The sequence below is a fragment of the Pseudomonas trutticola BRTCR10 genome (assembly GCF_056155105.1).
The window spans coordinates 5,704,187-5,727,481 of the sequence record NZ_CM149552.1 but is presented as its reverse complement, the minus strand read 5'-3'; the positions used below and the strand labels follow the sequence as shown (position 1 = coordinate 5,727,481).

The 23,295-nt window shown below is 60.6% G+C and carries 23 protein-coding genes; 14 read left to right on the top strand and 9 right to left on the bottom strand.

Annotated elements, in window-relative coordinates:
* Nucleotides 1-36: 36 nt before the first annotated feature.
* The 3 genes from ACVVH8_RS26025 to ACVVH8_RS26015 all read left to right on the top strand — a co-directional run bounded on the left by ACVVH8_RS26025 (nt 37) and on the right by ACVVH8_RS26015 (nt 4,086).
* A complete protein-coding gene (locus ACVVH8_RS26025) occupies nt 37-1,686 on the top strand; it encodes an acyl-CoA dehydrogenase family protein (RefSeq protein ID WP_475227056.1) in 1,650 nt (549 codons plus the stop codon).
* Between the two features lie 192 nt (nt 1,687-1,878).
* Nucleotides 1,879-3,378, top strand: coding sequence for an AMP nucleosidase (gene amn / locus ACVVH8_RS26020; protein WP_177431387.1), 1,500 nt, complete (start codon nt 1,879-1,881; stop codon nt 3,376-3,378).
* A 72-nt stretch (nt 3,379-3,450) separates the two neighbouring features.
* Nucleotides 3,451-4,086, top strand: coding sequence for a pseudouridine synthase (locus tag ACVVH8_RS26015; protein WP_103303668.1), 636 nt, complete (start codon nt 3,451-3,453; stop codon nt 4,084-4,086).
* On the opposite strand, the gene ACVVH8_RS26010 is transcribed toward ACVVH8_RS26015, so the two are convergent.
* Both ACVVH8_RS26010 and ACVVH8_RS26005 read right to left on the bottom strand, forming a co-directional pair.
* Nucleotides 4,081-4,290 (bottom strand): DUF2788 domain-containing protein, encoded by a 210-nt coding sequence (locus ACVVH8_RS26010; RefSeq protein ID WP_003228500.1) that lies wholly within the window; start codon nt 4,288-4,290, stop codon nt 4,081-4,083. The genes ACVVH8_RS26015 and ACVVH8_RS26010 overlap by 6 nt on opposite strands.
* Nucleotides 4,291-4,412: 122 nt before the next feature.
* Entirely contained in the window at nt 4,413-4,892 is a 480-nt protein-coding gene (locus ACVVH8_RS26005) for an Lrp/AsnC family transcriptional regulator (protein WP_007909658.1), read from the bottom strand.
* 465 nt (nt 4,893-5,357) lie between these two features.
* On the opposite strand from ACVVH8_RS26005, the gene ACVVH8_RS26000 reads away from it, so the two are divergent.
* Nucleotides 5,358-6,419 (top strand): DUF6515 family protein, encoded by a 1,062-nt coding sequence (locus ACVVH8_RS26000; RefSeq protein ID WP_475227054.1) that lies wholly within the window; start codon nt 5,358-5,360, stop codon nt 6,417-6,419.
* Here the strand turns inward: ACVVH8_RS26000 and ACVVH8_RS25995 are convergent.
* Nucleotides 6,413-7,321: a cation diffusion facilitator family transporter gene (locus tag ACVVH8_RS25995; RefSeq protein WP_315445992.1), complete on the bottom strand. Its 909-nt coding sequence runs from the start codon at nt 7,319-7,321 to the stop codon at nt 6,413-6,415. The genes ACVVH8_RS26000 and ACVVH8_RS25995 overlap by 7 nt on opposite strands.
* A 15-nt stretch (nt 7,322-7,336) precedes the next feature.
* Nucleotides 7,337-7,756 (bottom strand): polyribonucleotide nucleotidyltransferase, encoded by a 420-nt coding sequence (locus ACVVH8_RS25990; RefSeq protein ID WP_475227051.1) that lies wholly within the window; start codon nt 7,754-7,756, stop codon nt 7,337-7,339.
* A 109-nt stretch (nt 7,757-7,865) separates the two neighbouring features.
* Between ACVVH8_RS25990 and hrpB the strand changes: the two genes are divergently transcribed.
* The 3 genes from hrpB to ACVVH8_RS25975 all read left to right on the top strand — a co-directional run bounded on the left by hrpB (nt 7,866) and on the right by ACVVH8_RS25975 (nt 11,583).
* Nucleotides 7,866-10,385 (top strand): ATP-dependent helicase HrpB, encoded by a 2,520-nt coding sequence (hrpB, locus tag ACVVH8_RS25985; RefSeq protein WP_475227049.1) that lies wholly within the window; start codon nt 7,866-7,868, stop codon nt 10,383-10,385.
* Nucleotides 10,386-10,553: 168 nt separating this feature from the next.
* Nucleotides 10,554-11,126, top strand: coding sequence for a hypothetical protein (locus ACVVH8_RS25980; RefSeq protein WP_315445994.1), 573 nt, complete (start codon nt 10,554-10,556; stop codon nt 11,124-11,126).
* 22 nt (nt 11,127-11,148) lie between these two features.
* Entirely contained in the window at nt 11,149-11,583 is a 435-nt protein-coding gene (locus ACVVH8_RS25975) for a hypothetical protein (RefSeq protein ID WP_213026659.1), read from the top strand.
* On the opposite strand, the gene ACVVH8_RS25970 is transcribed toward ACVVH8_RS25975, so the two are convergent.
* Nucleotides 11,580-12,491: a LysR family transcriptional regulator gene (locus ACVVH8_RS25970; protein ID WP_103303661.1), complete on the bottom strand. Its 912-nt coding sequence runs from the start codon at nt 12,489-12,491 to the stop codon at nt 11,580-11,582. The genes ACVVH8_RS25975 and ACVVH8_RS25970 overlap by 4 nt on opposite strands.
* Before the next feature lie 222 nt (nt 12,492-12,713).
* On the opposite strand from ACVVH8_RS25970, the gene ACVVH8_RS25965 reads away from it, so the two are divergent.
* The 4 genes from ACVVH8_RS25965 (at nt 12,714) to ACVVH8_RS25950 (ending at nt 17,379) form a co-directional block, all read left to right on the top strand.
* Nucleotides 12,714-14,204 (top strand): aldehyde dehydrogenase, encoded by a 1,491-nt coding sequence (locus tag ACVVH8_RS25965; RefSeq protein WP_475227047.1) that lies wholly within the window; start codon nt 12,714-12,716, stop codon nt 14,202-14,204.
* A 550-nt stretch (nt 14,205-14,754) separates the two neighbouring features.
* A complete protein-coding gene (locus tag ACVVH8_RS25960; protein WP_103303658.1) occupies nt 14,755-15,741 on the top strand; it encodes an ABC transporter substrate-binding protein in 987 nt (328 codons plus the stop codon).
* Between the two features lie 10 nt (nt 15,742-15,751).
* Nucleotides 15,752-16,555: an ABC transporter permease gene (locus ACVVH8_RS25955; RefSeq protein WP_401300213.1), complete on the top strand. Its 804-nt coding sequence runs from the start codon at nt 15,752-15,754 to the stop codon at nt 16,553-16,555.
* Nucleotides 16,543-17,379, top strand: a complete 837-nt coding sequence (locus ACVVH8_RS25950; RefSeq protein ID WP_103303656.1) for an ABC transporter ATP-binding protein — start codon at nt 16,543-16,545, stop codon at nt 17,377-17,379. The genes ACVVH8_RS25955 and ACVVH8_RS25950 overlap by 13 nt, the downstream gene beginning before the upstream one ends.
* A gap of 76 nt (nt 17,380-17,455) precedes the next feature.
* Here ACVVH8_RS25950 and ACVVH8_RS25945 read toward each other — a convergent pair whose 3' ends face one another.
* The 3 genes from ACVVH8_RS25945 to ACVVH8_RS25935 all read right to left on the bottom strand — a co-directional run bounded on the left by ACVVH8_RS25945 (nt 17,456) and on the right by ACVVH8_RS25935 (nt 20,281).
* On the bottom strand, nt 17,456-18,376 hold the full coding sequence (locus ACVVH8_RS25945; RefSeq protein ID WP_475227044.1) for a WaaS/CpsH family glycosyltransferase: 921 nt from the start codon (nt 18,374-18,376) through the stop codon (nt 17,456-17,458).
* 75 nt (nt 18,377-18,451) lie between these two features.
* On the bottom strand, nt 18,452-19,531 hold the full coding sequence (locus ACVVH8_RS25940) for an endonuclease/exonuclease/phosphatase family protein (RefSeq protein ID WP_103303654.1): 1,080 nt from the start codon (nt 19,529-19,531) through the stop codon (nt 18,452-18,454).
* Between the two features lie 75 nt (nt 19,532-19,606).
* Nucleotides 19,607-20,281, bottom strand: a complete 675-nt coding sequence (locus tag ACVVH8_RS25935) for a YciC family protein (protein WP_475227042.1) — start codon at nt 20,279-20,281, stop codon at nt 19,607-19,609.
* A 177-nt stretch (nt 20,282-20,458) separates the two neighbouring features.
* Between ACVVH8_RS25935 and ACVVH8_RS25930 the strand changes: the two genes are divergently transcribed.
* The 3 genes from ACVVH8_RS25930 (at nt 20,459) to ACVVH8_RS25920 (ending at nt 22,582) form a co-directional block, all read left to right on the top strand.
* Entirely contained in the window at nt 20,459-21,199 is a 741-nt protein-coding gene (locus ACVVH8_RS25930) for a DUF2076 domain-containing protein (RefSeq protein ID WP_103303773.1), read from the top strand.
* Between the two features lie 261 nt (nt 21,200-21,460).
* Nucleotides 21,461-21,940, top strand: coding sequence for a LabA-like NYN domain-containing protein (locus ACVVH8_RS25925; protein WP_007949802.1), 480 nt, complete (start codon nt 21,461-21,463; stop codon nt 21,938-21,940).
* 36 nt (nt 21,941-21,976) lie between these two features.
* Nucleotides 21,977-22,582 carry a 3'-5' exonuclease gene (locus ACVVH8_RS25920; RefSeq protein ID WP_213026655.1) on the top strand — a complete coding sequence of 202 codons (606 nt, stop codon included), beginning with the start codon at nt 21,977-21,979 and terminating at the stop codon, nt 22,580-22,582.
* A gap of 127 nt (nt 22,583-22,709) precedes the next feature.
* Here ACVVH8_RS25920 and ACVVH8_RS25915 read toward each other — a convergent pair whose 3' ends face one another.
* A complete protein-coding gene (locus ACVVH8_RS25915; RefSeq protein WP_103303651.1) occupies nt 22,710-23,165 on the bottom strand; it encodes an Lrp/AsnC family transcriptional regulator in 456 nt (151 codons plus the stop codon).
* Nucleotides 23,166-23,295: the final 130 nt, after the last annotated feature.

The following is a 23,295-nucleotide window of genomic DNA, read 5'->3' as shown; positions in this document are numbered from 1 at the left end:
GCTTAACTGGCCTTCTCGCTGAAGAAGGAACCCGTCATGAACCTGCATCAGTTCGCCGAAACGCACGAAGTCACCAACCAGCCGCCGTCGCTGGACGGCACCAACCTCTATCGCATCGACCTGCCCTTGCAGGAGTGGTCGCGCAGGTTTGGCGCCGGTTGGGCCGAGTCGCGGATAGATGCTTACGGCGCGCTGGCCGGCGGGCCGCTGATGGAGGCCGGGTTCCTCGCCAATCAGAACAAACCGGTGTTCGCCAGCCATGATCGTTTTGGCCATCGCATCGATCTGGTGGAGTTTCATCCTGCCTACCACGAGTTGATGCGCACCGCGATCGAGCATGGCCTGACCTCATTGCCCTGGACCCATCCGCAGGACGGCGCGCATGTCGCCCGCGCCGCCATGAGCTATCTGCACAGTCAGGCCGAGGCTGGCAGCGGTTGCCCGTTGACCATGACCTTCGCCAGTGTCCCGGCCCTGCGTTTGCAGGCGGATCTGGCCGAGCAGTGGCTGCCGAAAGTCCTCGCCAGCGAATACGACCCGCGCAATGTCGGCATGGCGCACAAGGCTGGCGTCACTATCGGCATGGCGATGACCGAGAAACAGGGCGGCACCGACGTGCGCGCCAATACCACCAAGGCTTATCCGGTGGGCGCCAGCGGTCCGGGTCAGGCCTATGAACTGGTCGGGCACAAGTGGTTCTGCTCGGCACCGATGTGCGATGCGTTCCTGACGCTGGCGCAGACCGACAAGGGCCTGACCTGTTTCCTGCTGCCACGCCATCGCCCCGATGACACGCGCAATCAGTTCTACATCCAGCGCCTGAAAAACAAACTCGGCAACCAGTCCAACGCGTCCAGCGAAGTGGAATTCCGTGGCGCGCTGGCGTGGATGGTCGGCGAAGAAGGGCGCGGCGTACCGACGATTATCGAAATGGTCGCGATGACCCGTTTCGATTGCATGGTCGGCTCCAGTTCGTTGATGCGCCAGGCGCTGACCCAGGCCAGCCATCACTGCGCACACCGCAAGGTTGGCGGCAAACTGCTCAGCGAGCAGCCGCTGATGCAAAACGTGCTGGCCGATCTGGCGCTGGAAAGTGAAGCGGCGCTGGCGCTGAGCCTGCGCATGGGCAAGGCGCTGGATCATCTGGATGATCGCCACGAAGCACAATTCGCCCGGCTGGTAACGGCGGTGGGCAAATACTGGATCTGCAAACGTGCGCCGGGAATGATCAACGAAGCGGCCGAATGCATGGGCGGCGCGGGGTATGTTGAAGAGAGCATCCTGCCGCGCCTGTACCGCGAGGCGCCGGTGAATTCGACGTGGGAAGGTTCGGGCAACGTGCAGTGTCTGGACGTGCTGAGAGCGTTGTCGAAAGAACCGGGTGTGCTGGATGTACTGTTCAGCGAACTTGGTGACGGGCATGGCGATAAACGGCTTGCCGCGCATATCCAGCAGTTGCAGGCGGCCTTCAAGGACACCAGCGACATTCAGTATCGGGCGCGGCAGTTGACCGAGGACATTGCGCTGGGCCTTCAAGCCAAATTGTTGCTGGAGGCGGGGAATTCGGTGGTAAGTGATGCCTTTATTGCCAGTCGCCTGAGCGGCAGCGGTCGGGTCTATGGCACGTTGCCGCGCGGCCTTGACGTCGAAGCCATCGTCGCCCGCTCGACCCCGCAAGGCTTCTGACCTCAATCCCCCCAACACCACAAAACCCTGTGGGAGCTGGCTTGCCAGCGATGGCGGCCTGTCAGTCAACATTGATGTTGAATGAGACGGCCTCATCGCTGGCAAGCCAGCTCCCACAGGTATTCGAGTTGCCTGAAAGATTTGGGTACACCCATTACGCCACTGTTCCCGTGACGCCACGATGCAGGCAAGATGAAGCTCTGCAAGTCAGAACACAGGAAGCTGATCGTGACCGAAGCGTTTATTGTCGTTCAAACCGCCGAACAAGCCGTGGATCGTCTGGCCGAGCTGCATGAGCAGGCCACCACCGCACTGAATTCCGCACTCAAGCGTTACCTCAAGGATCGCGTCGAGCCCGACGCCGAGCAGCGTGCTCTGTTCCGTTATCCCGAATTGCGTCTGACCTACCATTGCCAGGGCGAAGTCCCGCAGACCACTCGCGCCTACGCCAAAGTGCAATTGCCGGGCACTTACAGCGTCACCGTCACCCACCCGAAAGCGTTCCGCAAATACCTGCTGGAACAGCTGGTGCCGTTGATGCACGACTTCACCGTGACCGTGGAAGTCGGCGTCAGTCAGCAGAACATTCCGTATCCGTACGTAGTCGAGCAGGGCGATGAGCTGGCCGGCTCCGGCGTTACCGCTGCGGTGCTGGCGCGGGTGTTCCCGAGTACCGACCTGTCCGCCGCCACCGATGGCATCGCCGACGGCCTCTACGACTGGGAAAACACCGATCCGCTGCCGCTGGCGCTGTTCGATGCGGCGCGCGTCGATTTCTCGTTGCGCCGACTGGTGCACTACACCGGCAGCGACTGGCGTCATGTGCAGCCGTGGATTCTGCTGACCAACTATCACCGCTACGTCGACCAGTTCATCGTCCATGGCCTGGAACAACTGCGCAACGACCCGCGTTTCGTGCGCATGGTGTTGCCGGGCAACGTGATCATCGAGAAGGGCATGGATCACGGCGAGGCCTCGGCGATTGCCGCCGGTGTGGTCTGGCACCGTTATCAGATGCCGGCCTATCACCTGATCGCCAGCGATGGCCACGGCGTGACCCTGGTGAACATCGGTGTCGGCCCGTCCAACGCCAAGAACATCACCGACCATTTGGCGGTACTGCGTCCGCATTGCTGGCTGATGATCGGTCACTGCGGCGGCCTGCGTCAGTCGCAAACCATCGGCGACTACGTGCTGGCGCACGCCTACATGCGTCGCGACGGGATTCTCGACCGGGTGGTGCCGCCGAACATTCCGATCCCGGCGCTGGCAGAGGTGCAGATGGCGCTGCAACAAGCCGCAGCCAATATCACCGGCGAGAAGGGCGATGACCTGAAAAAACGCCTGCGCACCGGCACCGTGCTGACTTACGACGACCGTAACTGGGAACTGCGCTGGGCGCAGGAACGTCCGCTGATCAACCTGTCGCGCGCTGTCGCGGTGGACATGGAAAGCGGCACCATTGCCGCTCAGGGTTATCGCCTGCGGGTGCCGTACGGCACGTTGCTGTGTGTGTCGGACAAACCGCTGCACAGTGAAATCAAGCTGCCGGGTTCGGCCAACGCGTTCTACGAGCGCGCGGTCAGCCAGCACTTGAAGATCGGCATCGAAGCGGTAGACCTGCTGCGTACCGAACTCAACTCGCTGCACTCGCGCAAACTGCGCAGCTTCGACGAGCCGCCGTTCCGTTAACGGTTAGTCGTGGTCATTTGGCGGTCGGGGCACTAGCATTGTCAGCCCCGATCGTTAGATGTTCTATTCGCCATGTCCCGTCCCCCGCGTCCACTTTCCCGCCGCCCTGGCGCGAAGCCTCAGTCTTCTTCCCCGCGCCGTGTCGCCAAAGCGCCACCGGCCGAGCCGAAGCTGATCCTGTTCAACAAACCGTTCGATGTGCTGACGCAATTCAGCGACGGTGAAGGGCGGGCGACGCTCAAGGATTACATTGATGTGCCCGGCATCTATCCGGCCGGACGCCTTGATCGCGACAGCGAAGGTTTGCTGCTGCTGACCAATGACGGGCAGTTGCAGGCGCGGATTGCCGACCCCAAACACAAACTGGCTAAGACCTATTGGGTGCAGGTTGAAGGCGTGCCGACGGTCGAGCAGTTGCAGCGTCTGCGCGACGGTGTCGAACTGAATGACGGCATGACCTTGCCCGCTGAAGCGCGGCAATTGGACGAACCCGAGTTGTGGCCACGCAACCCGCCGGTACGTTTTCGCATGACCGTGCCGACCTCATGGCTGGAATTGGTGATTCGCGAGGGGCGCAACCGTCAGGTTCGCCGGATGACAGCGGCGGTCGGGCTGCCGACCTTGCGACTGGTGCGGGTCAGGATTGGGGACTGGACGATCGAAGGGCTCGATCAGGGCCAGTGGAAAGAAGTGCCGGCGCGCTTATAGAGCGCCGGACTCGATCAGGCCGATCACCACGCTTTTAATGATGAACGCGGCCACGCCCAGGCCCAGCACGAAAAACAGAATGAACGAGCCAAAGCGCCCGGCCTTGGACTTCTTCGCCAGATCCCAGACGATGAAACCCATGAAAATGATCAGGATGCTGACCAGGCCAGTCATCATCCATTCTTCAAATACTGCTGGATCCATCGGTCATCTCCGGCGTAGGCGGGGCAGGAAGGGCGGCGGGGATTATACGCCGAGGGTGGCATAGCCGCATTGACCTGCGTCGGTGTGCCGCAGTTATAAGGTGCCTGCTCGCGAAGACGATTTCAGCTACGCAGGTGGGTCAAGGGCAGTTCAGTGCTGTTCAACACCTGATTCAGCACAAAACTCGAACGCACACTGGTCACGCCCTCAATCCTGGTCAAATGCCCGAGCAACAGCTTCTGATAGTGATCCATGTCCGGCACCACCACCTTCAACTGATAGTCAGCATCCACGCCCGTCACCAGGCTGCACTCCAGCACCTGCGGCAACGTACGGATAGCCGCCTCGAAATTCTCGAAGCGCTCCGGCGTGTGCCGGTCCATGCCGATCAGCACATACGCGGTCAGGCTCAGGCCGAGCATCTTGCGATCGAGCAAGGCCACCTGACGCGAGATATAGCCGTCATCCTCCAGTTGCTTGACCCGGCGCGAGCATGGCGACGGCGACAGACCGATGCGCTCGGCCAGCTCCTGGTTGGAGATGCGGGCATCGCGCTGCAATTCCGCCAAAATGCTCAAGTCGTAACGGTCGAGTTTGCTCATCAATCTGTCCTTGGTTGTAACTATTGCGGCGGATTATCTATCCAGGGTTAAAAATTGCGCAAGTGGTGTTTATTTCAGCAATCTTCGCAATCATCTGTCGTGGCCGCGGGCCTATTCTTACCACCAGAATCACTGCTCGGTAACACAGTCCACTGCGGCCCGCCTATCAGGCCCGCCGCGGCCGCCACCCCCACCGGGGTTGTGCCGGCCCCCGAGCTGCACACTGTCCAGAAGACGGCGTGAGGTGAGCCGACGTCAAAAGCGTCGAGCCAGGACGAAGTTCTCTAGAAGGGAGGCCGACGGGTCTCCCTTTTTTCTTGCCTGCGATTTTTGCCGCGATGCGCCGCCGTCCTCAATAAATAAGTTTCGTGACTGATAACCTGTTGCAGAACCGGGCCTGTACATTCCCGGTCTTAGCTACAGGCCCCTCTTGATGACAGGCCGCCAGCCACAGTGAGGAATTTCATGAAGTCGCGCATCTGGCATCTGGCCAGTGTTGGTTTGCTGTGTGTGAGTGTCAGTGTGCAAGCACTTGCCGATGATCCACAAAGTCGCGGACCGGAGGGCGGTGGCCACGGTCAGGACCATCAGGGCAACAATCAGGGCCATGGCGGCAACAATCAGCCGCGCCCGCAGAATAATCCGCCGCCGCAGAATCAGCCACGTCCGCAGAACAACGAGATCATTCGTGGCGACAACAGTCGTCAGTTCGAGCACAACGGCCAGCAGCACAACAATAATGGCCAATGGCAGAACCACGATCAGAGCCGTCCGGCCTACAACCCGAATCCGGTACGTCAGCCGCCACCGCCGCCGCAATTGCCGGCCAATAGCCTGCCGATCCAGCCACGGCCCGATGCCGTGCGCCAGACCCAGGAGCCGCGTCAGGGCTACTACCGCGACGAGCGTCCGCAGAACGGCTACAACAACCAGCATTGGCAGACTGGCAACCGGCCCAATGACACTCGCTGGCCGGGGCGTCCGGACGGGCGTGGCAACGGTTGGGGCCCGGGGCCGCAATATCGGCCGGGGCATGTGATCGACCGCTTCCCGGATCGCGACTATCGCGTGCCGTATCGTGGCCAGGATTACTTCTATTCCGGTGGTTACTGGTACCGCCCGCAAGGCCCGCGTTACATCGTCGTGCAGCCGCCACGGGGTATCCGCATTCAGTACTTGCCGGATTACGCCCGTGAAGTGTGGGTCGGTGGCGCGCTGCTGTTCCTTGCCGCCGGCTCCTACTACGCCTACCAGGAAGCGACTCAGGATTACGTGGTGGTCGAGCCGCCGGTTCAGCAACAGCCGCAGCCGCAATCACAGGGCTATGACGTCGAGGCTTACCCGGCCAACGGTCAGTCGCCGGAGCAGGTGCAGCAGGACGGGTACCAGTGCTATCAGTACGCCGTGCAGCAAAGCGGTTTCGACCCGCGCACCGCGACTTACCAACCGGCGCCCGAAGTGGTGCAAGCGTACCGTCAGGCGCAGGGCAATTGCCTGAGCAGTCGCGGTTATCAGGTCAGTTACTGAAGCCGGGTTTGCGCCCGTTCTGACTTGACCACTTCCTGCGGGTCGGCGTGCACCAGCACTTCGGCCCGTGGGTAGGCTTTGTGAATGGCATCGGCCGCCTGATCGCTGATGCCGTGCGCGACTGACAGGGTCAATTCCCCCGGCAGCTCCAGATGCAACTGCACGAACCAGTGGTTGCCGGAAATCCGCGTGCGCAAGTCATGCGCGCCCAGCACCCCCGGCACGCTGCACGCCAGTTCAAGCATGTGCTGACTGACGTCCGGTGGCAGCTCTTCATCCATCAGCACCGAAAAGCTCTCCCGGGCGATCTGGACCGCGCTCCACAAAATGTACGCGGCAATCCCCAGGCCGAACCACGCGTCCAGTTGTTGCCAGCCGAACCCGGCCAGCACCAGCGCCACCAGAATGCTGCCGTTAAGCAGCAAGTCTGATCGGTAATGCAACGAGTCGGCACGCACAGCGTTGGAGCCGGTCTGCTTGACTACCCGGTGCTGCAAGATCAGCAAAGCCACTGTCAGCAGCAGGGAGAAAATGATCACACCAATGCTGATCCACGGCGCACCGAGCGGTTCAGGTTGCTTGATCCGCTCATAGGCCTGCAAGGCAATCAGCACCGCACTGCCGCCGATGAACAATGCCTGCGCCATGCCGGCCAGGGATTCCGCCTTGCCGTGGCCGTATCGGTGATCGTCATCCGCCGGGCGCAGTGCGTAATGCACCGCCAGCAGATTGAGCAACGAAGCAATGCCATCGAGCGCCGAGTCGGTGAGGCCGGCGAGCATGCTCACCGAACCGCTCAGCCACCAGGCGATGGCTTTGGCGATGATCAGCGTACAGGCCACCGCCACCGAGGCGCGTGTCGCCAACCGCAGCAGGCGGGCGTGTTCGGGGCTGGAGGTCATGAAGTTTTTGATTCCTTATGCGGCAGGTTGCAGGCCGAACATCGCCAGTTGTTGAGTGCTGCCTTTGTGCTGGATCAGGCGCGGATCATCCAGCGGCAGATTGCGGCCCAGTTCAGATTCGAGAATAGCCTGCAACTTCATGTTATCGACCTGACCATCCGGGCCGATCGCTTGTTTGAGCTTGGCCGGATCGATCTGCGCGGTGTGCCCTGGTTCGAAATAGATCGCCCCCGTGGCGAAGTCGACGGCAAACGCGATCAGGCCGGGGATGATGTAGAACAGCAGGCCCACGGCGTCGAGCACGGCAATCGCCGGGTCGATCTTGCCGTCGATCTGACCACGACGGTCCGGATAGAAAATCGAACCGCACGCAGTGATTTGCGTGAGCAGCGTGGCGACCAGTACACCGCCGATCAGGCGAAAAGGTAAGCGCATGGAAAATCTCCTGAGTCATCTGATAACGAAGCTTCGTCTTGTGAAGTTAAGACCCTGACGAACGCCAAGCAGTTCGCCGTTATACTCGCGGCTCTGTTTTGGAGCCAGTATGAATTCGCTGCCGATCGATGAAGTTTTACCCGCCCTGCGTGAAGCGCTCGCGACACGCCACGAAGCCGTGCTCGAAGCACCGCCCGGCGCCGGTAAAACCACCCGCGTGCCCTTGGCTTTGCTCAATGAAGCGTGGCTGGCGGGGCAAACCATTCTGATGCTCGAACCCCGCCGCCTCGCTGCGCGTGCTGCTGCGGAACGACTGGCCAGTGAACTCGGCGAGAAGGTCGGTGAAACCGTCGGTTATCGCATCCGCCTCGACAGCAAGGTCGGCCCCAACACCCGCATCGAAGTGGTCACCGAAGGCATTCTCACTCGACGCTTGCAGGATGATCCGGCGCTGGAAGGCGTGGGCCTGCTGATCTTCGACGAATTTCACGAACGCAGTCTCGACGCCGATCTGGCACTGGCCCTGAGTCTGAACGGTCGCGAGCTGTTTCGAGCTGAACAGCCGCTGAAGATTTTGCTGATGTCCGCCACCCTTGAAGGCGAACGCCTGGCCGGGTTGCTTGATGACGCGCCGATCCTGCGCAGCGAAGGGCGCATGTATCCGGTGACGATGCGCTGGGGCCGTCCGTTCCAGCCCGGCGAATACATCGATCAGCGCGTGACACAAACCGTACTCGAAGCGCTGCATGATGAGACTGGCAGCCTCTTGGTGTTTCTGCCGGGGCAGGCGGAAATCCGTCGTGTCCATCAACAACTGGCCGACGCCATCGGTGAGCGCAAAGACGTCTTGCTCTGCCCGTTGCACGGTGAACTCGACCTCAACGCCCAGCGCGCAGCGATCGATCCGGCACCGGCCGGTCAGCGCAAAGTGGTGCTGGCGACCAACATCGCCGAGACCAGTTTGACCATCAACGGTGTGCGCGTGGTCATCGACGCCGGGTTGGCGCGGGTCCCGCGTTTCGATCCCGGCAGCGGCATGACGCGTCTGGATACCCAGCGGATTTCCAAGGCCAGCGCCACCCAGCGTGCCGGTCGGGCAGGGCGACTGGAACCGGGCGTTTGCTATCGCCTGTGGTCGCAGGATCAGCACGAACAACTGGCGGCGTATGGCAGCGCGGAAATTCTTTCGGCGGATCTGGCCAGCCTGGCGCTGCAACTCGGGCGCTGGGGCGTGACGCCGGGCGAACTGGTCTGGCTGGATGTGCCGCCAGCAGCGGCTTATGCACAGGCGCAGGATTTGTTGCAGCGGCTCGGCGCGCTGGAAGGCGAAGCGCTGACAACTCATGGTCAGGCCATGGCTGAATTGCCGGCGCACCCGCGCATCGGCCATTTGTTGCTGCGCGGTCAGGCGTTGGGCCTGGCCAACATGGCGTGCGACGTTGCTGCATTGCTCGGCGAGCGCGATATCTTGCGCGGTGCCGGGGCGGATTTGCACAGTCGCCTGGTGCTGCTGTCTGGCGAGGAGCGCGCTGCCCGTGGCGCGCAGGGCGGTGTGCAGCGCGCCCGGCAACTGGCGCGGCAATATCGCGGTTACCTGCGCGGCAAGGCGAACGAGCCGGTCAGCGATCCCGAACATCCGCGCTGGCTCGGCGCATTGCTGGCGCTGGCTTACCCGGATCGCGTCGCGCAACAGCGGCGTGCCGGTGGTGCCGAATATCGATTGGCCAACGGTCGTGCTGCGCTGTTCGCTGAGGCCGACAGCCTGATGAAAGAGCCATGGATCGTCATTGCCGACCTCGGCAGCCGTCAAGGCCAGCGCGAGGAACGGATTTATCTGGCGGCGGATTTCGATCCGGCGCTGTTCGATTCCGTGCTCGCCGAGCAGGTGCGCAACGTCGATCAACTGGACTGGGACGAGCGCGAAGGCGTGCTGCGCGCCGAGCGTCAGCGCAAGGTCGGTGAGCTGATCTTGAGTCGCGAACCATTGACCGGTCTCGATGAAGCCGCACGCAGTCAGGCGCTGGTCAATCTGGTGCGGCGCAAAGGTCTGGAGCTGCTGCCATGGACACCGGAACTGCGTCAGTGGCAGGCGCGGGTGGCGTTGTTGCGCCAGCTCGATCTGACGAATCAGGATGACAGTCAATGGCCGGATGTCAGCGACGCAACGCTGCTGAAAACCCTTGAAGACTGGCTGATGCCGTATCTGGGCAAGGTCTCGCGACTCAGTCATTTTGCCAACCTCGATCTGTCGAGCATCGTGCGCAACCTGCTGCCGTGGCCACTGCCGCAACGCCTGGACGAGCTGGCGCCGCATCATCTGAGCGTGCCGTCGGGGTCGTCGATTCGTCTGGACTACAGCGAGTTTCCACCGATTCTGGCGGTGCGATTGCAGGAATTGTTCGGCCTGGCCGAGACCCCGCGAATCGCTGGCGGCCGGCAAGTGATCAAGTTGCACCTGTTGTCGCCTGCGCGGCGTCCGGTGCAGGTAACGCAGGATCTGGCCAACTTCTGGCGCAGCACCTATGCCGAGGTGAAGAAGGATTTGAAAGGGCGCTATCCGAAGCATTACTGGCCGGATGATCCGTTGGTGGCCGAGGCGACCGCGCGGGCCAAACCGCGCGGCACCTGAGGCGCGCAGGATCGCAACTTGCGATCCTGGCGATTTAGAGCTCATGGCGGTGCGCCACTAGCACATCCGCCCTAATTGCCCTTGTTTGTTTGCCCTCCTAAAGTCGCGGCTTGAACAATAAGCAGACCTGCTGCCTTGCAAGCTGCCGCCAAGGAACGGAATCGCCCTATGTCATCACTCTTCAAGTTCAAGAAGTTATCCTTCTTGTCGGCTGCGCTGCTGGCCGCCTCCACTTCGGTCAGCGCCGAACAATCCAATCCTGTTGGCGACTGGTGGATCATCTACGGCAACGGTGTTGCGCATAAAAACATCATGTATGTCGCCGATGCCACGTCAGTGGTGCCATCGCAAAAAACCAAAGGCGCGACGATGGTCGCGGTGACTCTGGTTTACGAAGAGCCGGGAAAACCGATGATCGATGTCTACAACCTTGAAGCTCAGTGCTCCGCCGGTAAGGTGCGTTTTATCAACGGCCAGTCGATCGAGCGTCTGGCCTATACGATGCGCCACTTGAAAGTCTCGGATACATGGCAGGCTCCGAAAGAATTCTGGATCCAGCAAGCGTTGAAGTTTGCCTGTACGCCTGGCAGTCGTAATAAGAACGAGATGGTCACGCTGGGCAAGATGGAATACATGCAGATGATCCAGACCCTGCAGCAGATGTTCTTCAAGCTCGCGCCGGTTCAGGAAAAGAGCCAGATGATGGACGACATGGACACCATGCTCGAGCTGAAAAAATAAGCGATCTGTCAGGGGACTCACGATGAAACAGTGGACGAAAACACGTTTACCGCTGGCGACAATTCTGGCGGTGTTGCTCTTGAATGGTTGTTCGACCATCGCACAGAACCGTTGGGAAGGTCGCGATGCCCAGGAAGCGCTGGACCTGTTCGGCAAACCCGATTCGATGAAAAAGGAAACCGGTCCGGACGGCCAGCCCTACGCTGTGCTGACCTGGTACAAGTCGTCGAGCTGGTCAACCACCGAAGCGGCCGGGACCTCGATGACCCATACCGGCAACGGCATGGTGTACACCGAGCATTATCAACAAGTCGGGCACAGTTCCGATTGCAAGTTGCAGGCGAAGATCAACCAACAAAAGAAGATCGCGCAGTTTCTGATTGAAGATGGACGGATCCTTCATGGCAAGTGCACCAACGTAAGGTATGTCCCCGGTTACATTCCGCCAGGGTTCTAAGCGGTCTTGGCGGTCAATTGTTCGCGGCAATAATCAGCAAACAACTGCGCCGGTTTGGTCAGTTGCCCACGCTTGAGCCACGCCGCCACCAAACCTGAACCGGTGACGTCCTCGACGATGTCCACGCACACAACCTTCTTGCCGTCGTAAGTGCATTCCGAATGCGGTCGCGTAACCAGGATCGAAAAGCCGAAACCCTGACCGACCATCCCGCGCACCATCTCGATGGACGGTGAGCTGAACTCGATGCGCGGCGTCAGGCCCAGCTCTTCGAACAGGCTGACGAAGTAGGTCCGGCTCGGTTGCACATCCAGCAGAATCATCGGTTCCAGGCACAGATCGCGCAGCGACACTTGCTTGTACTCGGCAAAGCGATGATCGGCCGGCAGTAGCGCATAGGGTCGTTGCGCCGGCATCAGCGGTTCGGTCTGAATCGTCGCGTCGAGTTCGTGTTCATAGAGGATCACCAGGTCAAATGCGCCCGAGGTCAGGCCTTGTACCAATTCCTGTTGTTCGCCGTCGCGGATGCGGATCTTCACGCCCGGGTACAGGGCGGAAAACCCGGCGATCAATTGCGGCAGGTACAACGGCGCAACGGTTTCGAAACAGCCGATGTCGATCTGCCCGGCCACCACATCGTTATCGGCGAGGGCGTTCTGCTCGAACTCCTTGGCCATGCGCAGCAGTTCCTGGGCCTTGCGCAGGAAACGCGCGCCGCTCGGTGTAAGGGAAACTCCTTGCGCGTGATGGCGGATCAGCAGTTGCACGGCGAAGCTGTCTTCCAGCGCCTTGATCGCCGTGGAGATCGCCGGTTGAGCGATGTACAGCTTGCGTGAAGCCTCGGCAACGCTGCCGCACTCGACGGTGGTGATGAAGTATTTCAACTGACGCAAATTGTAGGCGGCCACGGCAAACCTCAGGACGAGCGGACTCGACTTCCAAGCAATTTGTGCGCCGCCGCGTCCGCTGCGCGACGTTGTTCTTATCCCTCAACCATAGCCACCTGTGCGGCGTTTGGGGGAAGTCACTGCCCAGTGTTTTTATTGCCTGCGAAGACATTTTTACTATTTTTAGCCCGTGCGGGCCTGAGCGACCATCGACGGCACAATAAAGCCCTAGGAGCATCCGCCGTGTTCGAGCTTGCAGAGTGGCAGCGCCGCGCCGTTGCATTGAAGTTTCCCGATCAAGCCGTGATCGACGGCAAACATTACGCGGCGCAATCGGGGCAGACCTTCGACGCGATCAACCCGGCTACCGGCCAGTTACTGGCCAACGTTGCCGCGTGCGGCGAGGCCGATGTCGACGCAGCGGTGGGCAATGCCCGACAGGTATTTGAGGCGGGCGTGTGGTCGCGACGTTCGCCGGCCGAGCGCAAGCAAGTGTTGTTGCGTCTGGCCGATTTGCTGATGAGCCATCGCGAAGAGCTGGCGCTGCTCGACTCGCTGAACATGGGCAAACCGGTAATGGACGCCTACAACATCGACGTGCCGGGCGCCGCTGGCGTGTTCCGCTGGTACGCCGAAAGCATCGACAAACTCTACGACCAGGTTGCGCCGAGCGCGACCAACGTGCTGGCGACCATCACCCGTGAAGCACTGGGCGTGGTTGCCGCTGTGGTGCCGTGGAATTTTCCTTTGGACATGGCCGCGTGGAAACTCGCGCCAGCGCTGGCGGCGGGCAATTCGGTGATCCTCAAACCGGCCGAGCAGTCCCCGTTTTCGGCCTTGCGTCTGGCCGAGCTTGCGCTGGAGGCGGGCCTGCCGCCGGGTGTGCTGAATGTGCTGCCGGGGCTTGGCGAGCAGGCCGGCAAGGCCTTGGGTTTGCACGCGGATGTCGATTGTCTGGTGTTTACCGGTTCGACGCAGGTTGGCAAATATTTCATGCAGTACGCTGCGCAATCAAACCTCAAGCAGGTGTGGCTGGAGTGCGGCGGCAAGAGCGCCAATCTGGTCTTCGCCGATTGCCGGGATCTGGAGCTGGCGGCGGAGAAAGCTGCGTTCGGGATCTTCTTCAATCAGGGCGAAGTCTGCTCGGCCAACTCGCGATTGCTGGTGGAACGTTCGATTCATGATGAGTTTGTCGAGCGTCTGCAAGCGCAGGCCGAGCGTTGGTTGCCGGGCGATCCGCTGGATCCGCAAAGTCGCGCGGGTGCCATCGTCGATCAGCAGCAGACGGCGAGCATCATGCGCGCCATTCGCCAGGCACAAGAGCATGGCGCGACACTGGTATGTGGCGGTCAGCAACGGCGTTTCAATGGCTCGGACAACTTCATCGAGCCGACGATTTTCACTGGCGTGAAAGCCGATATGCCGTTGTTTCGTGAAGAGGTGTTCGGCCCGGTGCTGGCGGTTGTGCCGTTCGACAGTGAAGAGGAGGCCGTGTGTCTGGCGAATGACAGCGTCTACGGGTTGGCGGCGTCGCTGTGGACAGATGACCTCAACCGCGCACACCGAGTGGCGCGGCAGTTGCGGGCCGGTACGGTGTCGGTCAATACGGTGGATGCGCTGGACGTGACGGTGCCATTTGGCGGCGGCAAACAGTCCGGGTTCGGTCGCGACCTGTCGTTGCACTCGTTCGACAAATACACGCAGTTGAAAACCACCTGGTTTCAATTGCGCTGATACCGCGATAGCGGTGGGTCAGGCAGCAAAGATATCGACTGACCTGATGCCATCGCTGGCAAGCCAGCTCCCACAGGTTTCAGTTATGTTCACAAAATCCCGGCACACCTTAGATCCCTGTAGGAGCGAGCCTGCTCGCGATAGCGGTGGGTCAGGCTGCAAAGATATCGACTGACCTGACGCCATCGCTGGCAAGCCAGCTCCCACAGGTTTCAGTGGTGTGCACATATTCCGGGTACAACCGAGATCCCCTGTGGGAGCTGGCTTGCCAGCGATGGCGTTCTTCCGGTTACCGAAAATCCCCGATCTGCACCCACCTTGCGCATCCCCGCCAACCCTGCCCTTCAGCAGTGCGCACTAAGCAGTTTTTTCATTGTTCGCAGCCAACAATTTCCTGATTTTCCTCACCGCGCACATGGGCCACCATCGATCTCGCCAGCCCAAGTGGTTCACGCCAGAGTCCAGCAGAGACCGCAGTGTGCATTCACAGCATTTGGCGCTGGCCGTACTGCCCATGACAAAACTAAATCAACAGCGTCGGGAGTGCTCCATGATCAAGTCCTTGTGTATTCGTCTCGCTCATCCTCTGGCAATCACCGCTCTGGCCGCCACAGTCGCCACCAGCGCCGAGGCCGGCACCCTGTCCATCGGCCACACCACGTGGGTCGGCTACGGCACGCTTTATCTGGCTCAGGACCTGGGCTATTTCAAGGAAAACGGCCTGACCGTCGAATTACCCGTGGTCGAAGAGGCCTCGATGTACATGGCCGCGCAGGCCTCCGGGCAACTGTCCGGCTCGGCGTCGACCATCGATGAAGTGCTCAAGTATCGCCCGCAGTTCTGCTTCAAGGCTGTCGCGGCGCTGGATGACAGCCATGGTGGCGACGGCGTGCTGGTCGGCAAGGAGGTGAAGAGCCTGCAGGAACTCAAGGGCAAATCCGTGGCGGTGAACGAAGGCTCGACTTCGCAGTTCTGGCTCTCGTATCTGCTGAAAAAGAACGGCATGAAAATGAGCGACATCACCGTGCAGAACATGACCGCTGACGATGCCGCCACCGCGTTCATCGCCGGTCGCGTGCCGGCGGCGGTGACCTGGGAACCGCATCTGTCGATGGTGCGCGACAAGCAGCAAGGCAAGGTGTTGATCGACAGCAGCACCACGCCCGGGGTGATCGTCGATGTGGTAGCGCTCAACTGCAGCGTCATCGAAAAACAGCCGGAAGACGTCAAGGCCCTGGTCGCCGGTTTGTACAAAGCCGTGCAGTACACCAAGGATCATCCGGAAGATGCTTACAAGATCATGGCCAAAGGCGTTGGCGGTTATCTGTCCGATCCGAAGGAGCTGGCGGCTGCGGCGCAGGGCGTGCGCTTCTACGATCAGGCCATGAGCGAAAAACTCCTCGGCTCGCCGGGCCAGCCGGGTGACAGCGCCGCGTTGATCAAACTGGCCAACGAAACCGCCAGCGAGTTGCAGGGCAAACCCTACAACGTCAGCCATGACGATCTGGTCGACAACCGTTTCGTCAGCCCGCTCTAGGAGGTTTGCAATGTTCAAGCGCAATTCGTGGCTGAGCCGCAGCCTCACGCCGAAAACCGCTTTGCCGGTACCCGTGGTGTGGAGCGCCAGCGGTCTGGCCTGGATCTTGTTGGTCGGCCTGTGGGCCGGGTTGTCCTATGGCGGCATCGTGCCGGGCATGTTCTTGCCTACTCCGGGTGCGGTGGTCGAAGCGGCCGTGCGGTTGAGCCGCGACGGCACCCTCGGCACGCATGTGTGGGCCAGCGTCGAAGTGGTCATGGTCGGTTTCATTGTGTCGTCGCTGGTGGCGGTGCCGCTGGGATTGCTGATGGGCAGTTTCCGCATCGTCCAGGCGTTTCTGGAACCGCTGGTGAACTTCATTCGCTATCTGCCGGTGACCTCGTTCGTGCCGCTGTTCATCCTGTGGATCGGCATCGGTCTGGAGCAGCGCGTATCAGTGATTATCTTCGGCGTGTTCTTCCAGCAACTGGTGATGATTGCCGATGTGTCGAAAGGCATTTCCAAGGATTTGATCAACGCCTCCTATACGTTAGGTTCCAACCGCCGCGATGCGGTGTTGCACGTGATCGCCCCAGCGTCGGTGCCGGGCGTGCTCGATACCTTGCGGGTGACCATGGGCTGGGCCTGGACCTATCTGGTGGTGGCCGAGCTGGTCGCGGCCTCCAGCGGCCTCGGTTATTTGAGCCTGAAAGCCATGCGCGGCTTTCAGGTTGACGTGATTTTCCTCGCCATCGCGATCATCGGCCTGCTCGGTCTGGTCACCGATCAACTGTTCCGCTTTCTCCGCTTGAGGGTTGCCGCATGGGCTCAGTGACTGCTGCCAATCATCGCTTTATCGAGCCGCTCGCGGCACCGGCGCAAGCCGCGCCACGCTTGCAGGTGGACAAGGTCAGCCTGCGTTACAAGAGGCCCGATGGCGGAACGTTTACCGCGCTGGAAGAGGTGTCGTTCGAGGTGCCGGATCAGCAATTCGCCGTGCTGGTCGGGCCGTCGGGTTGCGGCAAGTCGAGCCTGTTGTACCTGACCGCCGGCCTGGCTGAACCGACTTCCGGCGAGATCTACGTTGGCGGCCAGCAAGTGCAAGGTCCCGGCGCGGATCGCGGCATGGTCTTTCAGAGCTATACGTTGTTCCCGTGGCTGACGGTGCGCCAGAACGTCGAGTTCGGCCTCAAGCGTCGTGGCCTGCCGGCGGCGCGGCGCAAGGAGATTGTCGATTATTACGTCAACGAAGTCGGCCTCACCGGGTTCGCCGACAATTACGCCAAACAGCTCTCGGGCGGGATGATGCAGCGTGTCGCCATTGCCCGGGCGCTGGCCAATGATCCGCAGATTTTGCTGATGGACGAACCGTTCGGTGCGCTGGATAGCCAGACGCGTTTGCAGATGCAGCAACTGTTGCTGCGGGTGTGGGGCAACAGCAAGAAAACCGTGCTGTTTGTCACCCACGACATCGACGAAGCGATTCTGCTTGGCGACCGGGTCTATGTGATGGGCGCGAAACCGGGGCGGATCAAACAGATTCTCGATGTACCGATCGAGCGACCACGCTCACTGGACATGGTTATGGAGCGCTCGTTCATCGACATGAAACGGCAGATCTTCGGGCTGCTGCATGATGATCTGGAAGAAGTGCACTGATGCGCTGATACACCAGCTCTGTGGGAGCGAGCTCGCTCCCACAGGGGGATGTGTGCGGGCTGTTGGCGAGGTCAGTTCACGGCACGGCAAACACGGTTTTGACCCATCCCTGCAGGGTGTATTTCTGGTAGACGTGTTCAGGCACGTCGACATACGGATCCGTAATGAACCGCTCCGGAATCACCGGGTTGGCCTCATCGATGACCAGAATGTTCGTCGGGTTGTAAAAGTCGTAGTCGACCACGCTCTTGTTGGTGGTGATGACTTTCTTCCGTGAGGCCATGGCCTCGAAGAAACGGAAGCTCAACCCGGCCTGACCGGGCTTGGCAATGTCGAGAATGATCCGCGAGCGCTTGACCAGTTCACCCACCGACTCCAGCGACATTCTCTGCTCGAAAAAAGTGATGCCCGGATGCGCGCCCGAGACCGGTTTGCACTGGACCAGAAACTTGTAATCGGTGACTCCGAGGCGATCGAACTCCTGCGCCAGCCCTTCAAGTGCCGGCACCCGATCCTTGCCCGCCATCACCACAAACGCCGAGTATTCACCGGGCTCGCCGTCGGCGATGTAGTCGTCGTAGATGAAGTTGTAGAGTTTTTTCAGGCCGTAGCTTTCAGCATTCTCCGGGTCGAAGGAAAACACCTCGTCATAACCGGCAAGCGCTTCGCGGGTCATCGGCCAGCGACTGAAACTGTCGTAGAGGTAAGCGATCTTGCGCTCGCTGGCATTGAGGGCAGCGGTCAGTTGCTTGGGTTCGATTTGCGCCGGATTGATGATCAACCCGACGTCAAAGTGCGCCGATGCACCGAGGCTCTTCTTGAACTGGCGCAACTGCGCCCAGCGCTTCAGAGGGCGGCGGAGGATCTTCGGGGCTCGATCAAAACGGTTGGACAGCGACGATGTATCGATGAAGCACACATCGTTGTCACGTTTCAGGTAGTCGGCCAGTTTGCCGGCGTAACCGCCGATGTCCTTGCACACCAGTAAGATTTTCATGCGAGTTCCATTTCTTCAATTCGGGGCTGACGCCATGTTCGGTGGGGCTGGCTGGCAGTTTGCTCACGCCGGTTGCTAGGGCGCGACGGGGAGCAGGAAGCGGGCAATCACCGGCAAATGATCGGAGATACGCAGCGTATCGTCCTGACGGACCGTTGCCTGGATCCGTTTGATCTTCGGGCTGTAGAACAGATAGTCGACCGTACGATCCGGGCCATTGAGACCGGGGTCGTTGGGGTAGTGGGTCAACCACTGTGCACGGTCGATGCCGCTCGCTTCGTTGTTGGTCGGAATCATCGGGTATTTATCCCACAGCAGGTGCAGCTCGCTGTCGGCGGAGTACGGCCTGCGCTGTTCGGCAGGCAAGCGACGATATTGGCCAAGCGGCAACAGATTGAAGTCGCCACCGATCAGCCACGGCAGGCCCTGGCTTTCATACTTGTCGAGCACCTTGGCCACGGCGGCCACTTGCGCCTGCAAGGTGTCGTCCGGTTGGCTGGCGCGCTCCAGATGGGTGTTGAATACGGTGAGTTGCCCGCCGTCGCTGAGCGGCAGTTTGGTCGCCAGCAGCGCATCTTTCGGCTGGAACTGGCGACTGATGAAATTGCTTGATGCCACTGGCAATTGCAGGCGTTCGGCATGCTCGATGCGGTAGCGGCTGAGCGTCGCCAGTTGTCGGCCAACGCTGCCGAAGATGTGTGGTTCAGGGACGAAATCGGCTTTCCAGTCAAACGCACTGGCGCTGCACGGATACAGATCGGCCACGCGTTCCTGCAACAATTTGAGCTGGTCCTGATAGTCGCTGGCCTTGGCACCGTCATCCAGTTCCTGCAACAACACCACATCGGGCTGTTCGTCGCGGATCACCCGTGCCACTTCATCAAGGCTGAAGGCCATGTCTTCCAGCGTTGGTGCTTCGTCGTCGCCTTGGGCCTGGTCGTTCCAGAACACGTAACGCTTGCCCGCCAGGTACTGCACGTTCCAGGTCATGACTTTCAGCGCTTGCCCGGGCACCAGCGTCGGCGGCGTTCCGGTACAGCTGACCGGCAGGGTTTCCCGGGCGTCGGGGCGCCAGGTCAGGCCAAAGATCAGCCCGCCAATCAGCGCGATGGCGAGCACAACAAGGAGCAGGGTGTAGCGCAGCAGGCGGGTCATGGCTCGGCTTATAGCGTTACAGAAAGTGGCCCCGAGCATACCCGAGTGCGCCGCCGTCGCCCAAGGCCAAAACCGTCAGACCGATCTGTCGCGCTTGTCGGGCAGTTCACTGATCAGCATGAACAGACGGAACAGCACCACGCTGGTGAACAGTTGCAGGAAACTGTGGGCACTGTCGATCAGTACGGCAAGTGCCGGGTTCTGCGGGTCGGGATAGACCTGCAGGGTCAAGCCCTTGAGCAGCCACAGCGGTCCCATCACACAGAGAATGCACAGCAGGATCCGCCAGAAATGCCCACGGGTCAGGCGCAGGCTTTCCTTCATCGCGTGCAATGGATTGAGGCCACGCAGCACCAGCAGGTATTCGCCGAAAGCCAGCATCACCATCAGGATCAGCCCCGGCAGGAAGTAAAGCGAAAGCCCCAGCAGAATCAGCAACGTGTTGAGCGCCGTGAGCAGGGCGAAACGCGGCCACAACCGGGCAGACATCGCCAGCAGGTCGAGGGGGCGCGGGGCTTCGCCACGGGTGCGGGCGTCGAGAAACAGGATCAGCGCGGCGGTGTACAACGGATAGACCAGCAGCCCGACAATGATGCTGTAAGCCGAGAAACTGTCCGGATCGCTGGCGCGGTCGACCACTTGTTGCAGCAATGCTTCGACGATCACCAGCGGCAGGCACAACTGCACGATGCTGGCCAAATGGCGTTTGAAAAAATACAGAGAGTCGCGCAGCACTTCTAAGGCATTCATCAGTCGGTATCGCAGGTCGAAAACAGTGGCTCACTTTAACCGATGATGCGCGGGGCGACACAAACGTAAACATTCGGTAAAGGTCGTTGAAACATCCTGTCACTGTCTCCATTACAGGAGAGCACCTTGTCCACAGTGGGCGAGGGCAACGTTATCCCGGCAATCTACGAGGTCGCCATGAACAGCGAAGAGCAAACCCTGATCGATGGACTGTTTTCCCGGCTGCAACAGGCCGAAACGGAGGCAGCCCCGCGTGACGCCCAGGCCGAGGCGCGGATCAAGGAACACCTGACACGCCAACCGGCGGCGGGTTATTTCATGACCCAGGCGATTCTGGTGCAAGAGGCGGCGCTCAAGAGCCTCGACGAGCAGAACAAGCAACTGACCCAGCAAGTCCAGCGTCTGCAGGCCGAACTGCAATCGGCCAAGGCCCAGAGTGCGGCACCGGCGCCAAGCGGCGGCGGTGGTTTCCTGTCGAGCATCTTTGGTGGCAGCCCACGCCCGGCGCCGACCCAGAGCGCCCCGGCGTCCACTGGCGGCTGGCGCGAACCAGCGCCGCAGCAGAATTTTGGTAATCCGGCCCCGCAACAGAATTTCGGCGCACCGCCACCGAACTACGCGCAGCAAGCGGCCCCGGCAGCGGGCAGCAGCTTCCTCGGTGGCGCATTGAAAACCGCTGCGGGTGTGGCGGGCGGCGTGATGCTGGCGCAAGGTATCAGCAGCCTGTTCCATCACAACCAGCAGCCGGAAGAAATTGTTGAGGTAATCAAGGAAGAGCCGGCGCAGGTGGCTGACCAGAGCAACAACGACTGGGGCAACGATCAGCGCATGGCTGGCAATGACCAAGGCGGATTTACCGATACCGACTACAGCGATGACAACTCATCGTTCTTCGATGACGATGATTCCTTTGTCTGACCCCCACACTTCTCAGCTTTGACACCAGACCTGTGGTGAGGGGATTCATCCCCGATGGGCAGCGCAGCGGCCCCAGAAATGGGACTGCTGCGCAGTTCGTCGGGGATAAATCCCCTCTCCACATTCACCATTCGTCAGTAGCACTTCGGCGCCTGCCGGTGTTTATTCGCTGAAACTTCCTCATGGCTGGCATACTGGGCGCCTTTTTCGGGCCAGGCGCCTGATCCCGCTTCGGGCGCTTGCGCGCTCACAGGAACTCCGGTGAAAAAAATCGCAGTGTTCGCCGACGTACAGAACCTCTATTACACCGTGCGTCAGGCCTATGGTTGCCATTTCAACTACGCCGCGCTGTGGGCCGACATCAGCAAGGACGGGCAGATCGTCGAGGCCTACGCCTACGCGATCGACCGTGGTGACAGCAAGCAGCAGCAGTTTCAGCAGATTCTGCGCAACCTCGGTTTCACCGTGAAGCTCAAGCCGTACATCCAGCGCAGCGACGGCTCGGCCAAGGGCGACTGGGACGTGGGCATCACCCTCGACATCATGGACGCCGCCGACCATGTCGACGAAATCGTCCTGGCCTCCGGTGACGGTGACTTCGACATGCTGCTCGAACGCATCATCAGCAAGCACGGCGTGCAAGCCGTAGCCTATGGCGTGCCGGGCCTGACCGCCAACTCGCTGATCCGCGCCGCCAGCCGTTATGTGCCGATCGAAGGCGCGCTGCTGCTGAAGAACTAAGCGACTACTCAAGAATTGAACGGAGTTAAACCCGGTTTGGAACGCATTGCAGTCATCGACTTTGAAACCACCGGCCTCTCGCCGAACAGCAGCTGTCGCGCCACGGAAATCGCCGTGGTCATGCTGGAAAACGGCCGCATCGTCGAGCGTTACCAAAGCCTGATGAACGCCGGCGTGCGCGTCCCGGCCTTCATCGAACAACTGACCGGCATCAGCAACGCCATGCTGCGCACCGCGCCGTCGGCCGAGAAGGTGATGGAAGAGGTCAACGAATTCGTCGGCTGCACGCCACTGGTCGCGCACAACGCCTCGTTCGACCAGAAGTTCTGGGATTTCGAACTGGGGCGGATCAAGCGCACGCGGTTGCAGAACTTCGCCTGCTCACTGCTGCTGGCCCGCCGCTTGATGCCGGCCGCGCCAAACCACAAACTCGGCACCCTCACCACGTTCGCGCGATTGCCGCATACCGGCCAGGCTCACCGGGCCATGGCCGATGCCGAGATGGCGGCCAACCTGATGGCGCATCTGGCTGAAGAGTTGCGCAGCAAGCACGGCGTGCGCGAGCTGTCGCACGACCTGCTGTGCAAATTGCAGAAAGTCCCTGCCGCCAAAGTCACGGAACACTTGCAGCGCTTTCGCTGATTTTCAGGCAAATAAATTACCTGTGGGAGCGGGCTTGCCCGCGATGGCTTACCGTCTGCCACCCAAATTGTTGGATGTGATGGCCTCATCGCGGGCAAGCCCGCTCCCACAGGGGGCATCATCGTCCTCAGGATTTGCCGTTGCCTTCGATCTGCCCCAGCGGCACGCGTTTTTCGATGGCGCTCGACAACACAATCGAGGTCTTGCTGAAGCCGAACTTCGCCACCCGGTTGATCAACTCCTCCAGCTCCGGCATCGAGCCCACCGCGCCCTTCATCATCACGCACGGATCGCCCGTGACTCGAAAGCACTCGGTGAGTTGCGGGATTTTCACCAGTTCGTCGTAGACCTTCTGGCTGCCGTTCTGGTGCAGACGCAATTCGATCATGCACTGGATCGGCAGACCGATTTTCGACAGGTCGATTTTCGCCTCATACCCGGTGATGACCCCGGCTGCCTCAAGCTTGGCCACGCGTTCGGCGACGGCGGGGGCGGAGAGGTTCACTTTGCGCGCCAGGTCGGCGTAGGACGCGCGTCCGTTTTCGAGCAGAGCGCTGAGCAGCATGCGGTCGTATTTGTCCAAGGCTGAACTCCTGAAAATGCCAGACTTTCGAAATCGTGGTTTATCCCGTCGATCTCCGTGCTTTCAAAAGTGTACCGGCGCGATAAACAGGTTTTGTAACTTATTTTTGCTCACCGGCCTTTCTAGAATA

Coding starts and splice junctions, on each gene's coding strand:
- ACVVH8_RS26025 (WP_475227056.1), top strand. CDS start 37: ATGAACCTGCATCAGTTCGCCGAAACGCACGAAGTCACCAACCAGCCG.
- amn (WP_177431387.1), top strand. CDS start 1,879: ATGAAGCTCTGCAAGTCAGAACACAGGAAGCTGATCGTGACCGAAGCG.
- ACVVH8_RS26015 (WP_103303668.1), top strand. CDS start 3,451: ATGTCCCGTCCCCCGCGTCCACTTTCCCGCCGCCCTGGCGCGAAGCCT.
- ACVVH8_RS26010 (WP_003228500.1), bottom strand. CDS start 4,290: ATGGATCCAGCAGTATTTGAAGAATGGATGATGACTGGCCTGGTCAGC.
- ACVVH8_RS26005 (WP_007909658.1), bottom strand. CDS start 4,892: ATGAGCAAACTCGACCGTTACGACTTGAGCATTTTGGCGGAATTGCAG.
- ACVVH8_RS26000 (WP_475227054.1), top strand. CDS start 5,358: ATGAAGTCGCGCATCTGGCATCTGGCCAGTGTTGGTTTGCTGTGTGTG.
- ACVVH8_RS25995 (WP_315445992.1), bottom strand. CDS start 7,321: ATGACCTCCAGCCCCGAACACGCCCGCCTGCTGCGGTTGGCGACACGC.
- ACVVH8_RS25990 (WP_475227051.1), bottom strand. CDS start 7,756: ATGCGCTTACCTTTTCGCCTGATCGGCGGTGTACTGGTCGCCACGCTG.
- hrpB (WP_475227049.1), top strand. CDS start 7,866: ATGAATTCGCTGCCGATCGATGAAGTTTTACCCGCCCTGCGTGAAGCG.
- ACVVH8_RS25980 (WP_315445994.1), top strand. CDS start 10,554: ATGTCATCACTCTTCAAGTTCAAGAAGTTATCCTTCTTGTCGGCTGCG.
- ACVVH8_RS25975 (WP_213026659.1), top strand. CDS start 11,149: ATGAAACAGTGGACGAAAACACGTTTACCGCTGGCGACAATTCTGGCG.
- ACVVH8_RS25960 (WP_103303658.1), top strand. CDS start 14,755: ATGATCAAGTCCTTGTGTATTCGTCTCGCTCATCCTCTGGCAATCACC.
- ACVVH8_RS25955 (WP_401300213.1), top strand. CDS start 15,752: ATGTTCAAGCGCAATTCGTGGCTGAGCCGCAGCCTCACGCCGAAAACC.
- ACVVH8_RS25950 (WP_103303656.1), top strand. CDS start 16,543: ATGGGCTCAGTGACTGCTGCCAATCATCGCTTTATCGAGCCGCTCGCG.
- ACVVH8_RS25945 (WP_475227044.1), bottom strand. CDS start 18,376: ATGAAAATCTTACTGGTGTGCAAGGACATCGGCGGTTACGCCGGCAAA.
- ACVVH8_RS25940 (WP_103303654.1), bottom strand. CDS start 19,531: ATGACCCGCCTGCTGCGCTACACCCTGCTCCTTGTTGTGCTCGCCATC.
- ACVVH8_RS25935 (WP_475227042.1), bottom strand. CDS start 20,281: ATGAATGCCTTAGAAGTGCTGCGCGACTCTCTGTATTTTTTCAAACGC.
- ACVVH8_RS25930 (WP_103303773.1), top strand. CDS start 20,459: ATGAACAGCGAAGAGCAAACCCTGATCGATGGACTGTTTTCCCGGCTG.